The organism is Anoxybacillus sp. ST4 (assembly GCF_019448545.1).
Taxonomy (GTDB): Bacteria; Bacillota; Bacilli; order Bacillales; family Anoxybacillaceae; genus Anoxybacillus; species Anoxybacillus pushchinoensis.
In genome coordinates this window covers 45,705-59,822 of the sequence record NZ_JAHZOE010000008.1, presented here as the reverse complement: position 1 = coordinate 59,822, position 14,118 = coordinate 45,705, and the positions used below count along the sequence as shown (strand labels likewise).

Genomic DNA, 14,118 nt, shown 5'->3' with positions numbered 1-14,118 from the left:
GTTCATTCATCCTTTTCTTTTTGCTGAATATTCATGGATAAACGCTGTGAGCCGTTTCAACGTCTCTGGCTGAATTTGCGGGAAAATACCATGCCCTAAATTGAATACGTACCCACCTTCATGCGCCATTCCTTCATCTAAAATTTGCTTCACACGCGCTTCAATAACTTCCCATGGCGCAAGCAATACAGCTGGATCTAAGTTGCCTTGCAGCGCTTTCGTTAGTCCCATGTCTTTCGCTTCACGAATTGATAAACGCCAATCTAAACCCACGACGTCAAGCGGCAAGTCATGCCATTCTTTCGCTAAATGGCTTGCACCGACACCGAACATAATGAGCGGCACGTTTTCATCGCGAAGCGCTGTAAAAATGCGCTCCATCGTTGGTTTAATAAATTGTCGATAATCAGCAACGTTTACCGCTCCAACCCATGAGTCAAAAATTTGAATCGCACTTGCCCCAGCGCGAATTTGTGCTTTGACGTAACGAATCGTCATATCCGCTAGCTTGTCCATAAGCGCAAACCATGCTTTCGGTTCAGCGTACATAAACGCTTTCGTTTTATTATAGTTTTTCGAAGGGCCGCCTTCAATCATGTAGCTTGCTAATGTAAACGGCGCACCAGCAAAACCGATCAGCGGAACGGTCAATTGCTCTTTCGTTAATAGACGAATCGTTTCAAGCACGTACGGTACATCACTTTCTGGGTCGATTTCACCGAGGCGCTCCACATCCGCAAGTGAACGAATCGGGTTGCTAATGACCGGTCCAATTCCCGCTTTAATATCCACGTCAACCCCGATTGCTGGAAGCGGTGACATAATATCCTTGTAAAGAATCGCCGCATCGACGTTATATTGTTCGACAGGCAAACGCGTCACGTACGCACATAGCTCTGGTTGATGAGTAATTTCAAAAAGGGAATATTTTTCTTTTAAAGCCCGATATTCTGGCTGCGAACGTCCGGCTTGTCTCATATACCAAACTGGGACGTATTCCGTTGCTTCTCCGCGACAAGCGCGTAAAAATGTATCGTTTTTAATCATTATGTCCATCCTCTCTACATATGTAATCGCTTATATTATAGTGTAACGAAACTGTTCATTTGTTTCCACTAACACAACTATACCGATTTTTTCACCGTCTGGGTAGTAATAATACGCAACGTTCATGAAATCGCCAAGAAGAAAAGAAAGTGGTAAAATATGAATAATAAATAGAAAGAGGTGATGGGTGGATGTACGTATTTATGACAAATGGAACAATCGACTACTTACAACAGTTACGCGATCAGCATCCAAATGAGCGCATGTTGCTCGCATGTAATGAGGACAATGGCATGCTCATTCATGAAACAGAAGGGAAATCTGTATTTCATGAGCCGCGTCCATATGAAGTGCTAGATGCTGTTGGATTGCTCGAAGGGGAGTTTATCGTTTGTAATAACATTCCTGTTACCGATGAAGGAAGACCGCTATTTGAACATCGCTTCAATCAGCGGGCGCGTTTAATTGAAAAAGAACCTGGCTTTGTCGCCATTCGCGTCTTACGTCCGTTAAAAAGCGATACGTACGTCATTATGACGATATGGGAAAGCGAAAGCGCCTTTCGTCGTTGGCAACAATCAAAAGCATACGAAAAAGCTCATCAAAAACGCGGGACTGAAGAAGGCATCGATCAACAACGCTCTATTTTCCCTCGTCCATCTTATGTGACGACATATACGGTCGTAAAAGAAGGCTGATGCACCATCAGCCTTCATCCATTCCAAGCGTTCATCCCGCCGCGAACGTTCACAACGCGCTTAAATCCGTTTTTCACTAATATTTTTGCCGCTTGATTGCTGCGCATACCGCTTTGACAAATGACGATCGTTTCTTTGTCACGGTCTAATTCATCCAATCTTTTGGATAAATCATGAAGCGGAATATTTTTAAATTGACGAATGTTGCGTGCGCGATACTCCGCCGGCGTACGTACATCAATAAACTGGCGGTCTTTCGCTTGTTTTAACTTCTCTTTTAATTCATCCGGCGTAATATGCTCCACACCTTTTGTCGGCAACATTTTTGTCGCGACAAAATAAATGAGTACAAGAATAAGGAAAACATTGACCCATGTGCTCATATTTTCTCCTCCTAAATACGTATATGGGTATATTACCCCGTTTTCGTCTGTTTGTCAACGATGGTATAATGGTAAAAAACAGAAGGAGCGGGACGCATGAAAACGTTACTGTTTGCTAAGCTTCACGAATATTATAACGACATGGTGGCCATTCGTCGTCATTTGCATCAACACCCCGAGCTATCGTTTCAAGAGTATAAAACGGCAGCGTACATCGCCGACTACTATAAACAGCTCGGCATTCCTGTGCGAACGAACGTCGGGGGGAACGGAGTAGTTGCGACGATCGCGGGGAAAAAAGGTGGAAAAACGGTGGCGCTTCGGGCTGATTTTGACGCTCTCCCGATTCAAGATGAAAAAGATGTTCCGTATCGATCAACCGTCCCAGGTGTCATGCACGCATGCGGTCATGACGGACATACGGCGACACTACTCGTTCTTGCCAAAGCGCTTCATGAACTGCGTGACCATTGGAGCGGAACGATCGTTTGCATTCATCAACATGCAGAAGAATACGCACCGGGTGGCGCAAAAGCGATGATTGAAGCCGGATGTTTAGAAGGGGTCGACGCGATTTTTGGCACCCACCTATGGGCAACAGAGCCGACAGGTGTCATTCAATATCGTACCGGACCGATCATGGCAGCCGCAGACCGCTTTCAAATCGTCGTCAAAGGTTCGGGTGGGCATGGAGCGGAGCCTCATAAAACAAAAGATGCGATCGTTACAGCAGCGCAACTTGTGCTACACTTGCAACAAATCGTTAGCCGGCGCGTCAATCCACTCGAACCTGCTGTCGTTTCAATCGGATCATTCATATCTGACAACGCATTCAACGTCATTGCTGATCGGGCAACGTTAGTCGGAACAGTACGTACGTTTTCTGAACAAGTGCGAAACGATATTGAACGAGAAATTGAACAAATTGTCAAAGGAACGTGTATCGCCAACCATTGTACATATAAATATAGTTATACGCGCGGTTATCCACCTGTCGTAAATCATGAAAAAGAAACGGCTTTTCTCGTCTCCATTGCCCGTGAAGTAGAAGACGTCACTCACGTTGTAGAAATCGCTCCCCATATGGGTGGGGAAGATTTCGCCTATTATTTACAACATGTCAAAGGAACGTTTTTCTTTACAGGTGCAAAAGCAGAAACGACGACGAACGCTTATCCACACCATCATCCAAAATTTGATTTTGATGAGCGCGCCATGCTTATTGCCGCAAAAACGCTTGGGTTAGCCGCGATAGAATATATGAAATAAAAAAAAGAAGCGGTGTTCATTCCGCTTCTTTCCATTTTTTCTTTACATACATAATGAGCAGGGTGCAAAGCAACCCTTCTGCTATAAGTACAGCCGTTCCTGCCGAAAGTGATACGATGAACGTAGACAACATTGTAAATAGAGCCGTTTGCATGCCGAATACAATAAGCCATATACCCAACACAGATTGACGTCGCTTCGTCATAGTTAACGGGTATAAAGCAAGCATCGGATGGCTGCGATGATGAGAAAAAAGCGGCAATAGCTGTAGCGCCGTCGCATAAGTGAACAACAATGAAAAAAATACATATCCTGTCGGTATCGTGTAAATAAATATAGCGCCAATCGCTGTTAATCGGGTAACAATCCCTAAATATTCCCCGCTTCGCACAAACGTCCGCACATGTAAATATGTGTACGCTTGCTTCGTCGCCCGATCAACGATACGTAACAGCGGAGATAGCCAATAGCGCTTTTTTACCGTTTTACGCAAATGTGGAACGTCAACAAATAAATGAACGACACGATAAAATGACTGCATCCGTCTAGTTTCATCTTCGAGCAACACGTCCCACTTTAATGGGATGTTTTTGACACTTCTTGTTATGTATCGTGCAACGATCATCATTATAACTGCCATTGTGACGACAAAAGCGTAAGCGCCGACAAGAAAAAAATACATCGCCATGACATTCAACAAAAAGCGAATACAACGATGAAATAATGACCGCTGTGAGAAAGCATCTTCTTTCCATTGAACGAGCATATTCCATCCTTTTAGCGGAAAAAGCACGACACATAGCAAAACGAAAGATTGACTAGAAAATGTACGATGGAGCGGAAAAAGAGCGATCGCGATCATCATACATATGGACATATGCACGACAAAACTATACACGCCGGCGCGAAAAAAATACGGGCGCATATTTCTTTCAACCGGAAGAAGAAAAACGGTATCCGCTTCTTTCAGCAGCGTCCGCACCCCGCTTGACGTTAATACAAAGGCGAAAATGATCGATGCGACTATGGCGTATGGAAACTGTTGCAACGAATCGGTCCATTGCTTATACACGTACGCCCCCGCTCCAACGGCGATGAACAACACGATAAGCAAATGATCATTAAACATATACCGACCATATCGTCTCACTTGTGCTACATAGGCAATAAGCCGCTCTTTCCACAACTGTTTTCCATCAATCATCGTTCGTCTCTTCCTTTGTTAATTCGATATATATTTCGTCGAGCGTCGCATGAGGCATATGAAGCTGTTCTTGAAGCATCGGCAATGAGCCGCACGCTTTCACTTGACCGTTATGCAAAATAACGAATGAGTCACAATATCGCTCTGCCGTCGCTAAAATGTGCGTCGACATCAAAATGCCTGCCCCTTGTTTTTTCCGTTCATCAATAAGCTGTAGTAACGCTTGAATGGCGAGCGGATCTAACCCGACAAATGGCTCATCAATAATATAGAGTGGAGCGTCTATTAAAAAGGCGCACATAATCATGACTTTCTGTTTCATCCCTTTAGAGAAAAACGCAGGAAACGCCCTTAATTTTTTCTCAAGTCGAAACATCTGTAGCAACTGCGGCACTCGCTGATCGTATTGCTCATTTGAGATGCCATACGCCATGGCAGTGAGGCGCAAATGCTCTTCAAGCGTTAATTCTTCATATAAAACAGGCATTTCGGGAATGTACGTAAATTGGGCACGATACTGTTTCGGATCATCGTGAAAAGTTATTCCATTCATCGTAATCGACCCTTTTCGTGGTTGCATCAAGCCGATGATATGTTTAATCGTCGTGCTTTTTCCTGCCCCGTTTAACCCGATTAAGGCGACAACTTCTCCTTGATGGACAGTAAACGATACGTCGTCTAAAACGTTTTGTTTCGTATAGCCCCCGACTATATGTTGAACTTGTAATAACGCCATCGTCGTTTTCCTTTCTTATGTAATTATTTTTTATTTTAACAAATGAATAATGAAAAGAAAAACGGGTTATGATAAGTAGCGAAGAGGGACAAACAAGTAGCAAGTCGCAGTGAGCAACAAAGCAAGTTCAAGAACATGATGAAATGAGGTGTCTACGGGCCGCATAATAAGCTAGCCTGTAACAACGAAAACACTCCCTTAAAAAGGGGATGGTCATCTTGAACAACATCGTACTCACAAACGCGTAACTGATTCTACTCGTAAATGAGGTGTTCCCAAAAGACACGTAATCATGAAGTTCCCTCTTCAGTGGGCAGGATGCGATGCGCATCCTGCTCTTTCCGTTTCTCCAATAGCCATCATTGTGGTAAAATGAAGACAAAATGGAAAGAAAGGTGGCGTAAACATGAGCGACTGTATTTTTTGTAAAATTATAAACGGTGATATTCCTTGTGCAAAAGTATTTGAAAATGATCACGTCATCGCTTTTTTAGACATTAGTCAAGTGACAAAAGGGCATACGCTTGTCGTACCGAAAGTACATAAAGAAAACATTTATGAATTAACACCTGAACTTGCCCAGCGTGTCTTTGAAGTCGTCCCTACAATCGCCAATGCGATTCGCGAACAATTTTCTCCAGAAGGCATTAATATTTTAAGCAACAATGGAGAAATCGCTGGGCAAACGGTCTTCCATTATCATATGCACATCATCCCACGCTACGGAAAGGGAGATGGCTTCGGGGCAGTATGGCGGTCACATCAAAGCTACTATACGTTCGATCAACTTCAAGACATCGCCGCACAAATTAAGCAAGCTCTATAGAAAGAAGGTGTCCTAAAAAGGGCACCTTCTTTTTCAAACCGACTTATTCGCTCTTTAATGCATCTTTTAACGACTTGTCTTTAATCTCTACATTGGCATCTTTCATAAGCTGATCGAGCTTCGATTGTACTTTCGATGCATCGAGCTTGCTTTTTTTCACTTCATATTCAATTTGCTCTTTCATTTCATCGAACGATTTTTTCTCTTCTTTATCTGTCACTTTAATGATATGGTAACCGAATTGCGTTTTTACCGGTTCGCTAATTTCCCCTTTATTTAAAGCATATGCTGCTTTTTCAAACTCCTCGACCATCTTGCCAGGTCCAAACCAACCTAAATCGCCACCGTTTTGAGCAGAGCCGGTATCTTTTGAATATTCTTTTGCTAATTTCGCGAAATCTTCACCTTTTTCTAATTTTGCTTTAATTTCTTTTGCTGTTTTTTCATCGTCAACTAAAATATGACTTGCTTTCACTTTCGGCTTATATTCATCATAATATTTTTTCAATTCTTCATCCGTTACTTTCATGTCTTCCATCGCTGCTTTTTGGCGTAATAAATCGAGTTTTACCATGTTGCGAATGGCTTCTTCGCCGTTTTGCTGCACCGCTAAATCATATTGCATACCGTACATTTCTTTTAAATTTTCAATTTCCTTATTCAATTCTTCGTCCGTCACTTTAAATTTTTTACTTAACACTTTTTCATGAACGAGATCGCGTAACACATCTTTCCCGAAACGTTCTTTCATCTCGTTGTATAGCTCTTCTTTTGTAATGTTGCCTGCCTTCGTTTCGACAACAACTTCTGATCCGTTATTACAAGCCGAAAGCGCAAGCATCGCTGCTGCCGACATGGCAACTGTCCATTTTTTCATTTCCCACAACTCCTATCTATAAATGTACACAAAACATACTATACCATATTTTTTCCGAAAGCTAAAATAAACCGCGAGTGCGCCCATACATTTTCGCTTCTTTTTACATACAATACATTGTCAAAGCGTCGCAACGCCTTCATATACGAAAGGAGGTGTCGTCTATGGGTGCAGGAGTAGGATATGCAAACGGATTTGCGTTAATCGTTGTGTTGTTTATTTTATTAATTATCGTTGGTGCAGCTTGGTTATACTAATCGAAAGGAAAGCTGACAGGAACGCTGTCAGCTTTTTCACGTAAACAACACTTCGATGTAGGAAGAAATGAGTAAAATGGTAATAAGGACGTTAATCGTTCGAAATACTTTCGGCTGTTTTTCTTCAGGAATTTCTTTTTGAATACAAAGTGAATTCGTTAGCTGATTAACGATGAGCAGTACAATGGTCGCAAGGGGTATAAAATAAAGAGCCAAACGATTCCCCTCCTGTTTTATGTATTTACTCCCCTAATTTACAACGATTTTTTCGATAAATCAATAATAGCATTTCATTTATGCAACAAATCCTGTAAAATAATACACACAAGTAGAGAAAAGGAGTTTCGAAAGATGAGCATTGAACAGCGCATTGAAAAATTAGAATACTATTGTTCGCTCATGTTAGACATGATCTCACCAGAAACAAAGCCGTTTTATGCGCTCGTCATCCGCTATGGCTTAACGAAAAAAGAAGTCGAAGACACGCTGCGACTGTGCGAACAATTAACTGAACAATATAAACAACAAAAAGAGGAAGGATTCGTGATTTTCACCTCGCTCTTTACTGAATTTGCGAGTGCGCTTCATCCGAACCTTCCGCTAGCTGAGACGATTGATGCGTTACAAAAACAACAACTATTCGTTCCACTCATGAACGAGTTTCAACAGTTATTACATACGTTCAACAAATGAAGCGACTTCTTCTTTTGGCTCATCTTTCTTTTTCAACTTCCCGTTCTCTTCCACGAACTCTTGTTCAATATTTTGAAAAGAACGCTCAAAAATTTCCATAAAATCGTCCCCGTACACATTTCGGATCATACACATCATTTCTAACATTTCTGGAAATTTACCGTACAATTCATACAACGGCTGAATGCCTTGAAGTACAGACGTCCGTTTCGGATCATACGACTCCATTAATTTCAATAAAATGTCTTCCCCTTTTTCCGTCAACTCGATGTACGTATTTCGTTTATCGTCTTCTTTTTTCGAAAACGACAACAATCCCCGCTCCTCTAATTTTTTCGAAAAGTTAAATGCGGTCGATACGTGCATAACACCAAACTTCGCAATTTCGGAAATAGATGCTCCTTTTAAATGGTATGCAATCCATAAAATATGATGCTCGTTAATGTTTAAATCAAACGGTTTGATCCATTGTTGCCAATCTTTTTCAATTGACTTCCATAGCGCTTTGCTTAATTGGGCAACCCTTTGACTAAATAACATCGCCTCTTTGACAGAATAATGTCGTTCCGTGCTTTTCATCTCTCCACCCACTTTTTCGTATTTCCTTTGTTTTATCTTTTATTATGCCAGTAAAACAATAAATAATAAAGTATTAAATATTAGAATTTTTTAATAAATTTTAATATACACTTTTTGAACTAGGAGGAACGAGCATGGTCATCGCGACGGCGACAATTGGTCTCATCTTTTTGTATTTCACGATTGCTACGTTTTCTATATTAAATAAAGCGCGCATGTATCCCCCGAAAAAAGTATTAAAGCAACGCATAAGCGTATTCGGGACCCTCGCCCTTTTTTTTATCGCCCTCACTCTTTTACTCGTTCGTATGCAGTAAGAATGATATAAGGAAAACCCGACCAGAAACGATCGGGTTCTTTTTATTATTGTTGTGGAACGGTATATGTTCGTCTCATAAGCGACTGAACGATCGGATAAATGACGATCATCGCAATCGTATTGACAAACGCCGTTGGAATGACGACAGCAACGAATAGACCGCCAAACGTCGCTCCCCCTGGTAAGCCAACGATGGCTAATGCGACAGCTAAAAACGTCGCCCCAGAAATGAATGTGCCGACAGCAGTAAGCAATGCCGCTTTCACTGGCGTCGCTTTTGCCTTAAACAGCATAAACAATCCAAAAAAGAGCGCAGCCGTCACCACTTTATCAACGACGTTCGGAATAAATCCACCCGGAAAACTTGTCGTTACTCCAGAAATGATCCCTGTGGCGATAGCTAGTAAACTAACAGCCGTTTTGTTCGGAAAAAGCATGATGCCTAAAAACATCATCGTCAACATCATATCCGGCTTCATTCCGAAGAAAAAGCCCGGAATGACCGTGTGAAGCACAGCACCGATCCCAACAAAAAGCGATAACAACACTAACGTTCTCGTATTCATTTCTCATCTCTCCTCATCTCATTCTTTTCTCTTCTCAGCTTGTAAGCAAGTTTAACAATATTATAGCACTTTAAAGTGCCAAGGTAAAATAAAAATTTTCAAAAAATATTTTTTCGGAACGTTTCCATAAACTGCACTAGCGCCTCACACGCTTCTATATCAACAGCGTTATAAATTGACGCGCGGCACCCTCCGACTGAACGATGGCCAGCTAATCCAATAAACCCGCTTTCTTTTGCCTGCGCTAAAAATGCTTTAGTGAGATGTTCCGTCGGCAACGTAAATGTGACATTCATATGCGAGCGGCTTTCTTTTTCAGCATGGCCTTTGTAAAAACCGTCGCTTTCATCAATACAGCGATACAACATCGCCGCTTTTTCTGCATTTTTCTTTTCGAGCGCTTGGACGCCACCTTGTTCCTCTACCCACTCAAGTACGAGCGATAACATATAAATCGCAAACGTTGGCGGCGTATTGTACAATGAACGGCTTTCGCTATACGTGCGATAATTCAACATAGTCGGTAAACGATCGTCCCCTTTTTGCAACAAATCTTTCCGAATGATGACGACCGTCACACCTGAAGGCCCTAAATTTTTTTGCGCCCCTGCATAAATGAGCGCAAAACGGCTCACGTCAATGTCACGGCTTAAAATATCGCTCGACATATCTGCGATCAAGTCGACAGAAACGTTTGGAAATTCACGCCATTGTGTTCCTGCAATCGTGTTGTTTGACGTAATATGCAAATAAGCAGGGCGTTCGGATAATTCGATATTCGTCGGAATATATGTATATTTCTCCTTTTTCGACGAAGCTGCGACGTGCGTTGCCCCTACTTTTTCTGCCTCTTTCATCGCTTTATCCGACCATGAGTCCGTCAGTACATAGTTGCCAACTTCCCCTTCTTTTAGCAAGTTCATCGGCACCATCGAAAATTGCAAACTTGCCCCTCCTTGTAAAAAGAGGACATCGTGCGTGTTTGGGATATTCATTAACTTACGCAACAACATCTCCGCACGTTCATGCACAGCATCATATTCTTTGCTTCGATGGCTTAACTCCATGACAGACATGCCCGTTTGTTGAAAGTTGAGCAATTCCTTTTGCGCTCGTTCTAACACAGCAAGCGGCAACGCGGAAGGCCCAGCATTAAAGTTGTACGTTCGCTTCACACTTTTCTCCCCCTCGTATCATGTAATAATATATATCCTAACATGAAACATAAAAAAATGAAGAAAAATTTTTGAGAATTTTTTAAAAAAGAAAAGACCTTGTTATTCCAAGGCCTTCTGTCGCTGTGCGCGCGCTTGACGAATACGTTCCATATACACTTCCCCTTCTTTCTCAAGCAACGTCTCATCTATTTTCCGTTCTTCCCTAGCCGCGCGAATCGCCATATATCCGCTCATCACAATACCGACAATAAGCAACGTTATAAGCATAAACATCCTCCTTTAAGCTTGTCTTACTTTACACATATGCAAATAAGCGAAAAAATAGACGCATAAAAGAAGGAAATAGTTGTGAAGGAGCGAATATATGCGAAAGAAAGGGGTTGGGAAGATGAACGTATACACGCTTACTGTGTTTGAAAAAACGGGTGAAAAATTGCTCGATGAAACATTTACTGCGGCAAACGATGAGGAGGCAAAGCGAATAGGGGAACAAAAATTAAAAGAAAAACAGCTTGAACATAAAACGCATCGCTGCACAACATCGAGCGGCAAACTCATTTTATTCCATCGATAAAGCCCCGATCATCTCGGGGCTAAAATAAATTGTTCCATCATGTTTAATTTTTCTTTTGTGTAGTGTTCATAATTTTCATTGTACGCCTTCGGTTCTTTCGGATTGGCAAAATGGGTAATGGCTTTTGTTTCAGGATGCACGAACTTGCTTGATGCACCGCATCCCAGTCCAATAATGGACTGCTGTTCTTCCATGATCATAATGTTATAAATGCTTTCTTGGCCTGGCAAAGCATAACCGACGTTTTCTAAATTGCCGAGAATATTTTTTTGACGATATAAATAATACGGCACATATCCTTTTTCTTTCGTCCACTGCTCTGCTCGCTTCATCATTTCACTAATTTCATCGCGATCAGCTACTTTATACTTCTCTTTATTTTTCGTCATTTCTGAAGCGCGCTTGAATGACAACGTATGCACCGTCAACGACTCCGGCATAAGCTTTTCCGTTTGCTCAAGCGTATAACAAAACTGTTCAACACCTTCCCCCGGCAACCCGATAATTAAATCCATATTGATATTGTTCATGCCTGCTGCACGCGCAAGATGAAATTTTTCGATTGTCTCATCAACAGTATGGTGGCGACCAATCGCTCGCAACGTTTCTTGAATATATGATTGTGGATTAATGCTAATGCGGTCGATGTTCCATTTTTTCAACACCGCAAGCTTTTCTGGCGTAATCGTATCTGGTCTTCCTGCTTCAACTGTAATTTCACGCACCCGCTCAACGTTTGGAAAAACGCGATACATATGGGCATATAACGCATCCATTTCTTCTGCAGTAATGCTTGTCGGTGTTCCGCCACCGTAATAAATTGTCGTAATCGGAATGTTGCGCTCTCGTAAAAATCGCCCAATTTGCTCCATTTCATAATGCAATCCAATTAAAAATGCATCGACTGATCCTTGCTTTCCTTGAATAGCATATGCCGGAAACGTACAATATGCACATTTCGTCGGACAAAACGGAATGCCGATATAAATGCTCACTTCTTTTGATAAGTCATAAAGATCAGGGACGACCGTCAACTGACGGTCAACAATTTGTTGCATAAGCTGAATTTTTTCATCCGTCACTAAATAATCTTCGCGCAGTTGACGGTGCGCTTCCTCTTTTGTTACACCAGACCGCAATGTTTGGTGCAGCAACTTTACCGGACGAACGCCCGTTAAAATGCCCCATTGCTGCACAAAACCTGTATACTGCTGCAGTAATGTTAAATATATATACGAAACCGCATGCTTCACTTGCTTCATGCGTCCTTTTTCTTCTGTCGTCTTCCACGCTCGCTCATAACGGGCGGAGCACGTGCGATCATGTTCATCATGCAACGTTCCTGTAACGACAAGTTGCTCCTCATGTCGTACGACAATCGTCACTCGCACGTTAGCTTCTCCCGTCGGCATAAATGAAACTGTTCGCTCTTCAAAAAATAAACCGGTAATGACCTCAAGTGAACGTTGAAAACGTTCAACCGGATCGAGTCCACAAATGTCAATACGCAATGAAATCACCTTTCGCTTCAAAGTATTAAGCTCATTTAAGTGTACAGAAGAAGCGAAAAGCTCGTCAAGAAACGGAAATTATTTTTTCTCTATCGTGCGAATTTGCCGTAAAAATTGCGGACGATGTTGTTTACGAAAATGTTCTTTAATCATATATGCAACACCAAGCTGTTCATTTGAACGTGTCACCCAATCCGCCACAGCTTTCACCTCGTTCGGCGCATTCCCCATCGCGACGCCAAGTCCAGCCGCTTCGATAGCTGGCATATCATCAATTTGATCCCCGATGACGACCATTTCTTTCAATGAAATACCGAGTTCGTTTCCGAGGCGAATGAGTCCGTTTTGTTTTGATACACCTTTTTGGAACAGTTCAATTTTCCCTTCACTTATCGTGATCGCAAGCTCTGGAAACGCCTGTTCAATCGTTTCGACAATGTCATCACGTTCCTCTTCATCCGAATAAAATACGTCAATTTTCATCACATCAATTGGATCGTCTCGCAACACATCACTTAACGAATCAACAAATTGAGCTGGATAAAAAAACGGATCTCCTAAAATCGTTTTCGCAACCATATTGTTTTTTATTTTTTTTCGATTTCCGATCGAATACCGCTCATGAAGTAAGCGTACATTGCAGTTAAAATGTTCAAGCACATGCACAATATCAAACGTTTTTTGTGCTGGAATGACTGACTCATGCAGCTTTTCGTCTAGCGACTTTGCGATGAGCGCACCTTGAAACGTCACTAAATACGAATCTAATTTGAGCGCTTTCGCTACTTTTTTAGCGGACAAAAAGTTTCTTGATGTCATCAATGTAATATATACATCTTTTTTCTTTACAAATTCGATTGCTTCTTTCGTTTTCTTCTCTAGCTTTCCATTTGTTTTTAATAACGTGCCGTCAATGTTTAACGCAAGTAATTTATACATGATCGTCCCCCCTTGATGTCGTGTCTTCATTCATACGTATGACAAGGGTATAAAAAAAAGAACACTCATTTTTCATGAGTGCCCATCATATAGCTGTTCAATCGGCTGAATCATCGCAGCCATCGCCTGTGCAAACAACTCGTTTAACCGCTCTTCTGCACGAATTAAACGCGCGATGTTTTCGTTCATTTCAATGACGTGCAAATGTTGTTGTAACATCTCTACGTCCGCATCGCTCACAGGTAATCCATTCATTTGCTTTTGTTGCAACTGTTTTTGTAGCGTGCGAAATCGCGCAAATAATTGATGTGCTGTTTCGTCACGTTGCACTTGCTCATATGCGCGACGAAGTTCCATAAATGGTTCGCTCATACGGATGGCTGTCGAAAGTTCATGAATAGCTTGAAGGACGTTCATGCGACACGCTCCTCTCCTTTTCCCTTTCTTTTTACGATATGAGCG

General features: G+C 41.9%; 20 protein-coding genes. 7 read left to right on the top strand and 13 right to left on the bottom strand.

All coding sequences use genetic code 11. From position 1 onward, the window contains the following. Positions 1–6: 6 nt before the first annotated feature. Positions 7–1,056: a uroporphyrinogen decarboxylase gene (gene hemE, locus K1I44_RS07520; protein ID WP_219985769.1), complete on the bottom strand. Its 1,050-nt coding sequence runs from the start codon at positions 1,054–1,056 to the stop codon at positions 7–9. 182 nt (positions 1,057–1,238) lie between these two features. Between hemE and K1I44_RS07515 the strand changes: the two genes are divergently transcribed. Continuing rightward, entirely contained in the window at positions 1,239–1,745 is a 507-nt protein-coding gene (locus tag K1I44_RS07515; protein WP_219985768.1) for an antibiotic biosynthesis monooxygenase family protein, read from the top strand. A 14-nt stretch (positions 1,746–1,759) separates the two neighbouring features. On the opposite strand, the gene K1I44_RS07510 is transcribed toward K1I44_RS07515, so the two are convergent. Then, positions 1,760–2,128 (bottom strand): rhodanese-like domain-containing protein, encoded by a 369-nt coding sequence (locus K1I44_RS07510; RefSeq protein WP_219985767.1) that lies wholly within the window; start codon positions 2,126–2,128, stop codon positions 1,760–1,762. A 96-nt stretch (positions 2,129–2,224) separates the two neighbouring features. Between K1I44_RS07510 and K1I44_RS07505 the strand changes: the two genes are divergently transcribed. After that, a complete protein-coding gene (locus tag K1I44_RS07505; protein WP_219985766.1) occupies positions 2,225–3,397 on the top strand; it encodes a M20 family metallopeptidase in 1,173 nt (390 codons plus the stop codon). A gap of 16 nt (positions 3,398–3,413) precedes the next feature. Here the strand turns inward: K1I44_RS07505 and K1I44_RS07500 are convergent, their stop codons facing one another. Then, positions 3,414–4,601, bottom strand: a complete 1,188-nt coding sequence (locus tag K1I44_RS07500) for an ABC transporter permease (RefSeq protein ID WP_219985765.1) — start codon at positions 4,599–4,601, stop codon at positions 3,414–3,416. After that, complete coding sequence (locus K1I44_RS07495; RefSeq protein ID WP_091701977.1) at positions 4,594–5,337, bottom strand: ABC transporter ATP-binding protein; 744 nt, start codon at positions 5,335–5,337, stop codon at positions 4,594–4,596. The genes K1I44_RS07500 and K1I44_RS07495 overlap by 8 nt, the downstream gene beginning before the upstream one ends. 406 nt (positions 5,338–5,743) lie before the next feature. Between K1I44_RS07495 and K1I44_RS07490 the strand changes: the two genes are divergently transcribed. After that, positions 5,744–6,163: an HIT family protein gene (locus K1I44_RS07490; protein WP_219985764.1), complete on the top strand. Its 420-nt coding sequence runs from the start codon at positions 5,744–5,746 to the stop codon at positions 6,161–6,163. 43 nt (positions 6,164–6,206) lie between these two features. Here K1I44_RS07490 and K1I44_RS07485 read toward each other — a convergent pair whose 3' ends face one another. After that, positions 6,207–7,040, bottom strand: a complete 834-nt coding sequence (locus K1I44_RS07485; RefSeq protein WP_003395623.1) for a peptidylprolyl isomerase — start codon at positions 7,038–7,040, stop codon at positions 6,207–6,209. 164 nt (positions 7,041–7,204) lie between these two features. Here K1I44_RS07485 and K1I44_RS07480 point away from each other — a divergent pair, with 164 nt between their 5' ends. After that, entirely contained in the window at positions 7,205–7,297 is a 93-nt protein-coding gene (locus K1I44_RS07480) for a YjcZ family sporulation protein (protein ID WP_009362001.1), read from the top strand. Positions 7,298–7,333: 36 nt separating this feature from the next. Here the strand turns inward: K1I44_RS07480 and K1I44_RS07475 are convergent, their stop codons facing one another. After that, positions 7,334–7,513, bottom strand: coding sequence for a hypothetical protein (locus tag K1I44_RS07475; protein ID WP_003395624.1), 180 nt, complete (start codon positions 7,511–7,513; stop codon positions 7,334–7,336). A 135-nt stretch (positions 7,514–7,648) separates the two neighbouring features. Here K1I44_RS07475 and K1I44_RS07470 point away from each other — a divergent pair, with 135 nt between their 5' ends. Then, positions 7,649–7,990 carry a YhaI family protein gene (locus K1I44_RS07470; protein ID WP_219985763.1) on the top strand — a complete coding sequence of 114 codons (342 nt, stop codon included), beginning with the start codon at positions 7,649–7,651 and terminating at the stop codon, positions 7,988–7,990. Here the strand turns inward: K1I44_RS07470 and K1I44_RS07465 are convergent. Beyond that, positions 7,970–8,569 carry an HTH-type transcriptional regulator Hpr gene (locus K1I44_RS07465; RefSeq protein ID WP_003395629.1) on the bottom strand — a complete coding sequence of 200 codons (600 nt, stop codon included), beginning with the start codon at positions 8,567–8,569 and terminating at the stop codon, positions 7,970–7,972. The genes K1I44_RS07470 and K1I44_RS07465 overlap by 21 nt on opposite strands. 134 nt (positions 8,570–8,703) lie before the next feature. On the opposite strand from K1I44_RS07465, the gene yhzF reads away from it, so the two are divergent. Further along, on the top strand, positions 8,704–8,886 hold the full coding sequence (gene yhzF, locus K1I44_RS07460) for a membrane protein YhzF (protein ID WP_003395631.1): 183 nt from the start codon (positions 8,704–8,706) through the stop codon (positions 8,884–8,886). 46 nt (positions 8,887–8,932) lie between these two features. Here yhzF and K1I44_RS07455 read toward each other — a convergent pair whose 3' ends face one another. The 3 genes from K1I44_RS07455 to K1I44_RS07445 all read right to left on the bottom strand — a co-directional run bounded on the left by K1I44_RS07455 (position 8,933) and on the right by K1I44_RS07445 (position 10,899). Next, entirely contained in the window at positions 8,933–9,454 is a 522-nt protein-coding gene (locus K1I44_RS07455) for a tryptophan transporter (RefSeq protein WP_003395633.1), read from the bottom strand. Positions 9,455–9,552: 98 nt separating this feature from the next. After that, a complete protein-coding gene (gene serC / locus K1I44_RS07450) occupies positions 9,553–10,629 on the bottom strand; it encodes a 3-phosphoserine/phosphohydroxythreonine transaminase (RefSeq protein WP_003395635.1) in 1,077 nt (358 codons plus the stop codon). A gap of 102 nt (positions 10,630–10,731) precedes the next feature. Continuing rightward, complete coding sequence (locus tag K1I44_RS07445; RefSeq protein WP_003395637.1) at positions 10,732–10,899, bottom strand: sporulation YhaL family protein; 168 nt, start codon at positions 10,897–10,899, stop codon at positions 10,732–10,734. A gap of 121 nt (positions 10,900–11,020) precedes the next feature. Here K1I44_RS07445 and K1I44_RS07440 point away from each other — a divergent pair, with 121 nt between their 5' ends. After that, entirely contained in the window at positions 11,021–11,206 is a 186-nt protein-coding gene (locus K1I44_RS07440) for a YhzD family protein (protein WP_003395639.1), read from the top strand. Positions 11,207–11,214: 8 nt separating this feature from the next. Here the strand turns inward: K1I44_RS07440 and K1I44_RS07435 are convergent, their stop codons facing one another. From K1I44_RS07435 to K1I44_RS07425, 3 genes are all read right to left on the bottom strand, one after another. Continuing rightward, on the bottom strand, positions 11,215–12,726 hold the full coding sequence (locus K1I44_RS07435; protein ID WP_219985789.1) for a coproporphyrinogen III oxidase: 1,512 nt from the start codon (positions 12,724–12,726) through the stop codon (positions 11,215–11,217). A 69-nt stretch (positions 12,727–12,795) separates the two neighbouring features. Next, positions 12,796–13,656, bottom strand: a complete 861-nt coding sequence (locus tag K1I44_RS07430; RefSeq protein ID WP_003395643.1) for a Cof-type HAD-IIB family hydrolase — start codon at positions 13,654–13,656, stop codon at positions 12,796–12,798. Between the two features lie 72 nt (positions 13,657–13,728). Then, positions 13,729–14,073 (bottom strand): YlbF family regulator, encoded by a 345-nt coding sequence (locus K1I44_RS07425; RefSeq protein ID WP_003395645.1) that lies wholly within the window; start codon positions 14,071–14,073, stop codon positions 13,729–13,731. Between the last annotated feature and the right edge of the window lie 45 nt (positions 14,074–14,118).

Bases quoted from the DNA above. Each gene is read 5' to 3' on its own strand.
- hemE (WP_219985769.1), bottom strand. From the start codon at position 1,056: ATGGACATAATGATTAAAAACGATACATTTTTACGCGCTTGTCGCGGA.
- K1I44_RS07515 (WP_219985768.1), top strand. From the start codon at position 1,239: ATGTACGTATTTATGACAAATGGAACAATCGACTACTTACAACAGTTA.
- K1I44_RS07510 (WP_219985767.1), bottom strand. From the start codon at position 2,128: ATGAGCACATGGGTCAATGTTTTCCTTATTCTTGTACTCATTTATTTT.
- K1I44_RS07505 (WP_219985766.1), top strand. From the start codon at position 2,225: ATGAAAACGTTACTGTTTGCTAAGCTTCACGAATATTATAACGACATG.
- K1I44_RS07500 (WP_219985765.1), bottom strand. From the start codon at position 4,601: ATGATTGATGGAAAACAGTTGTGGAAAGAGCGGCTTATTGCCTATGTA.
- K1I44_RS07495 (WP_091701977.1), bottom strand. From the start codon at position 5,337: ATGGCGTTATTACAAGTTCAACATATAGTCGGGGGCTATACGAAACAA.
- K1I44_RS07490 (WP_219985764.1), top strand. From the start codon at position 5,744: ATGAGCGACTGTATTTTTTGTAAAATTATAAACGGTGATATTCCTTGT.
- K1I44_RS07485 (WP_003395623.1), bottom strand. From the start codon at position 7,040: ATGAAAAAATGGACAGTTGCCATGTCGGCAGCAGCGATGCTTGCGCTT.
- K1I44_RS07480 (WP_009362001.1), top strand. From the start codon at position 7,205: ATGGGTGCAGGAGTAGGATATGCAAACGGATTTGCGTTAATCGTTGTG.
- K1I44_RS07470 (WP_219985763.1), top strand. From the start codon at position 7,649: ATGAGCATTGAACAGCGCATTGAAAAATTAGAATACTATTGTTCGCTC.
- K1I44_RS07465 (WP_003395629.1), bottom strand. From the start codon at position 8,569: ATGAAAAGCACGGAACGACATTATTCTGTCAAAGAGGCGATGTTATTT.
- yhzF (WP_003395631.1), top strand. From the start codon at position 8,704: ATGGTCATCGCGACGGCGACAATTGGTCTCATCTTTTTGTATTTCACG.
- K1I44_RS07455 (WP_003395633.1), bottom strand. From the start codon at position 9,454: ATGAATACGAGAACGTTAGTGTTGTTATCGCTTTTTGTTGGGATCGGT.
- K1I44_RS07445 (WP_003395637.1), bottom strand. From the start codon at position 10,899: ATGCTTATAACGTTGCTTATTGTCGGTATTGTGATGAGCGGATATATG.
- K1I44_RS07440 (WP_003395639.1), top strand. From the start codon at position 11,021: ATGAACGTATACACGCTTACTGTGTTTGAAAAAACGGGTGAAAAATTG.
- K1I44_RS07430 (WP_003395643.1), bottom strand. From the start codon at position 13,656: ATGTATAAATTACTTGCGTTAAACATTGACGGCACGTTATTAAAAACA.
- K1I44_RS07425 (WP_003395645.1), bottom strand. From the start codon at position 14,073: ATGAACGTCCTTCAAGCTATTCATGAACTTTCGACAGCCATCCGTATG.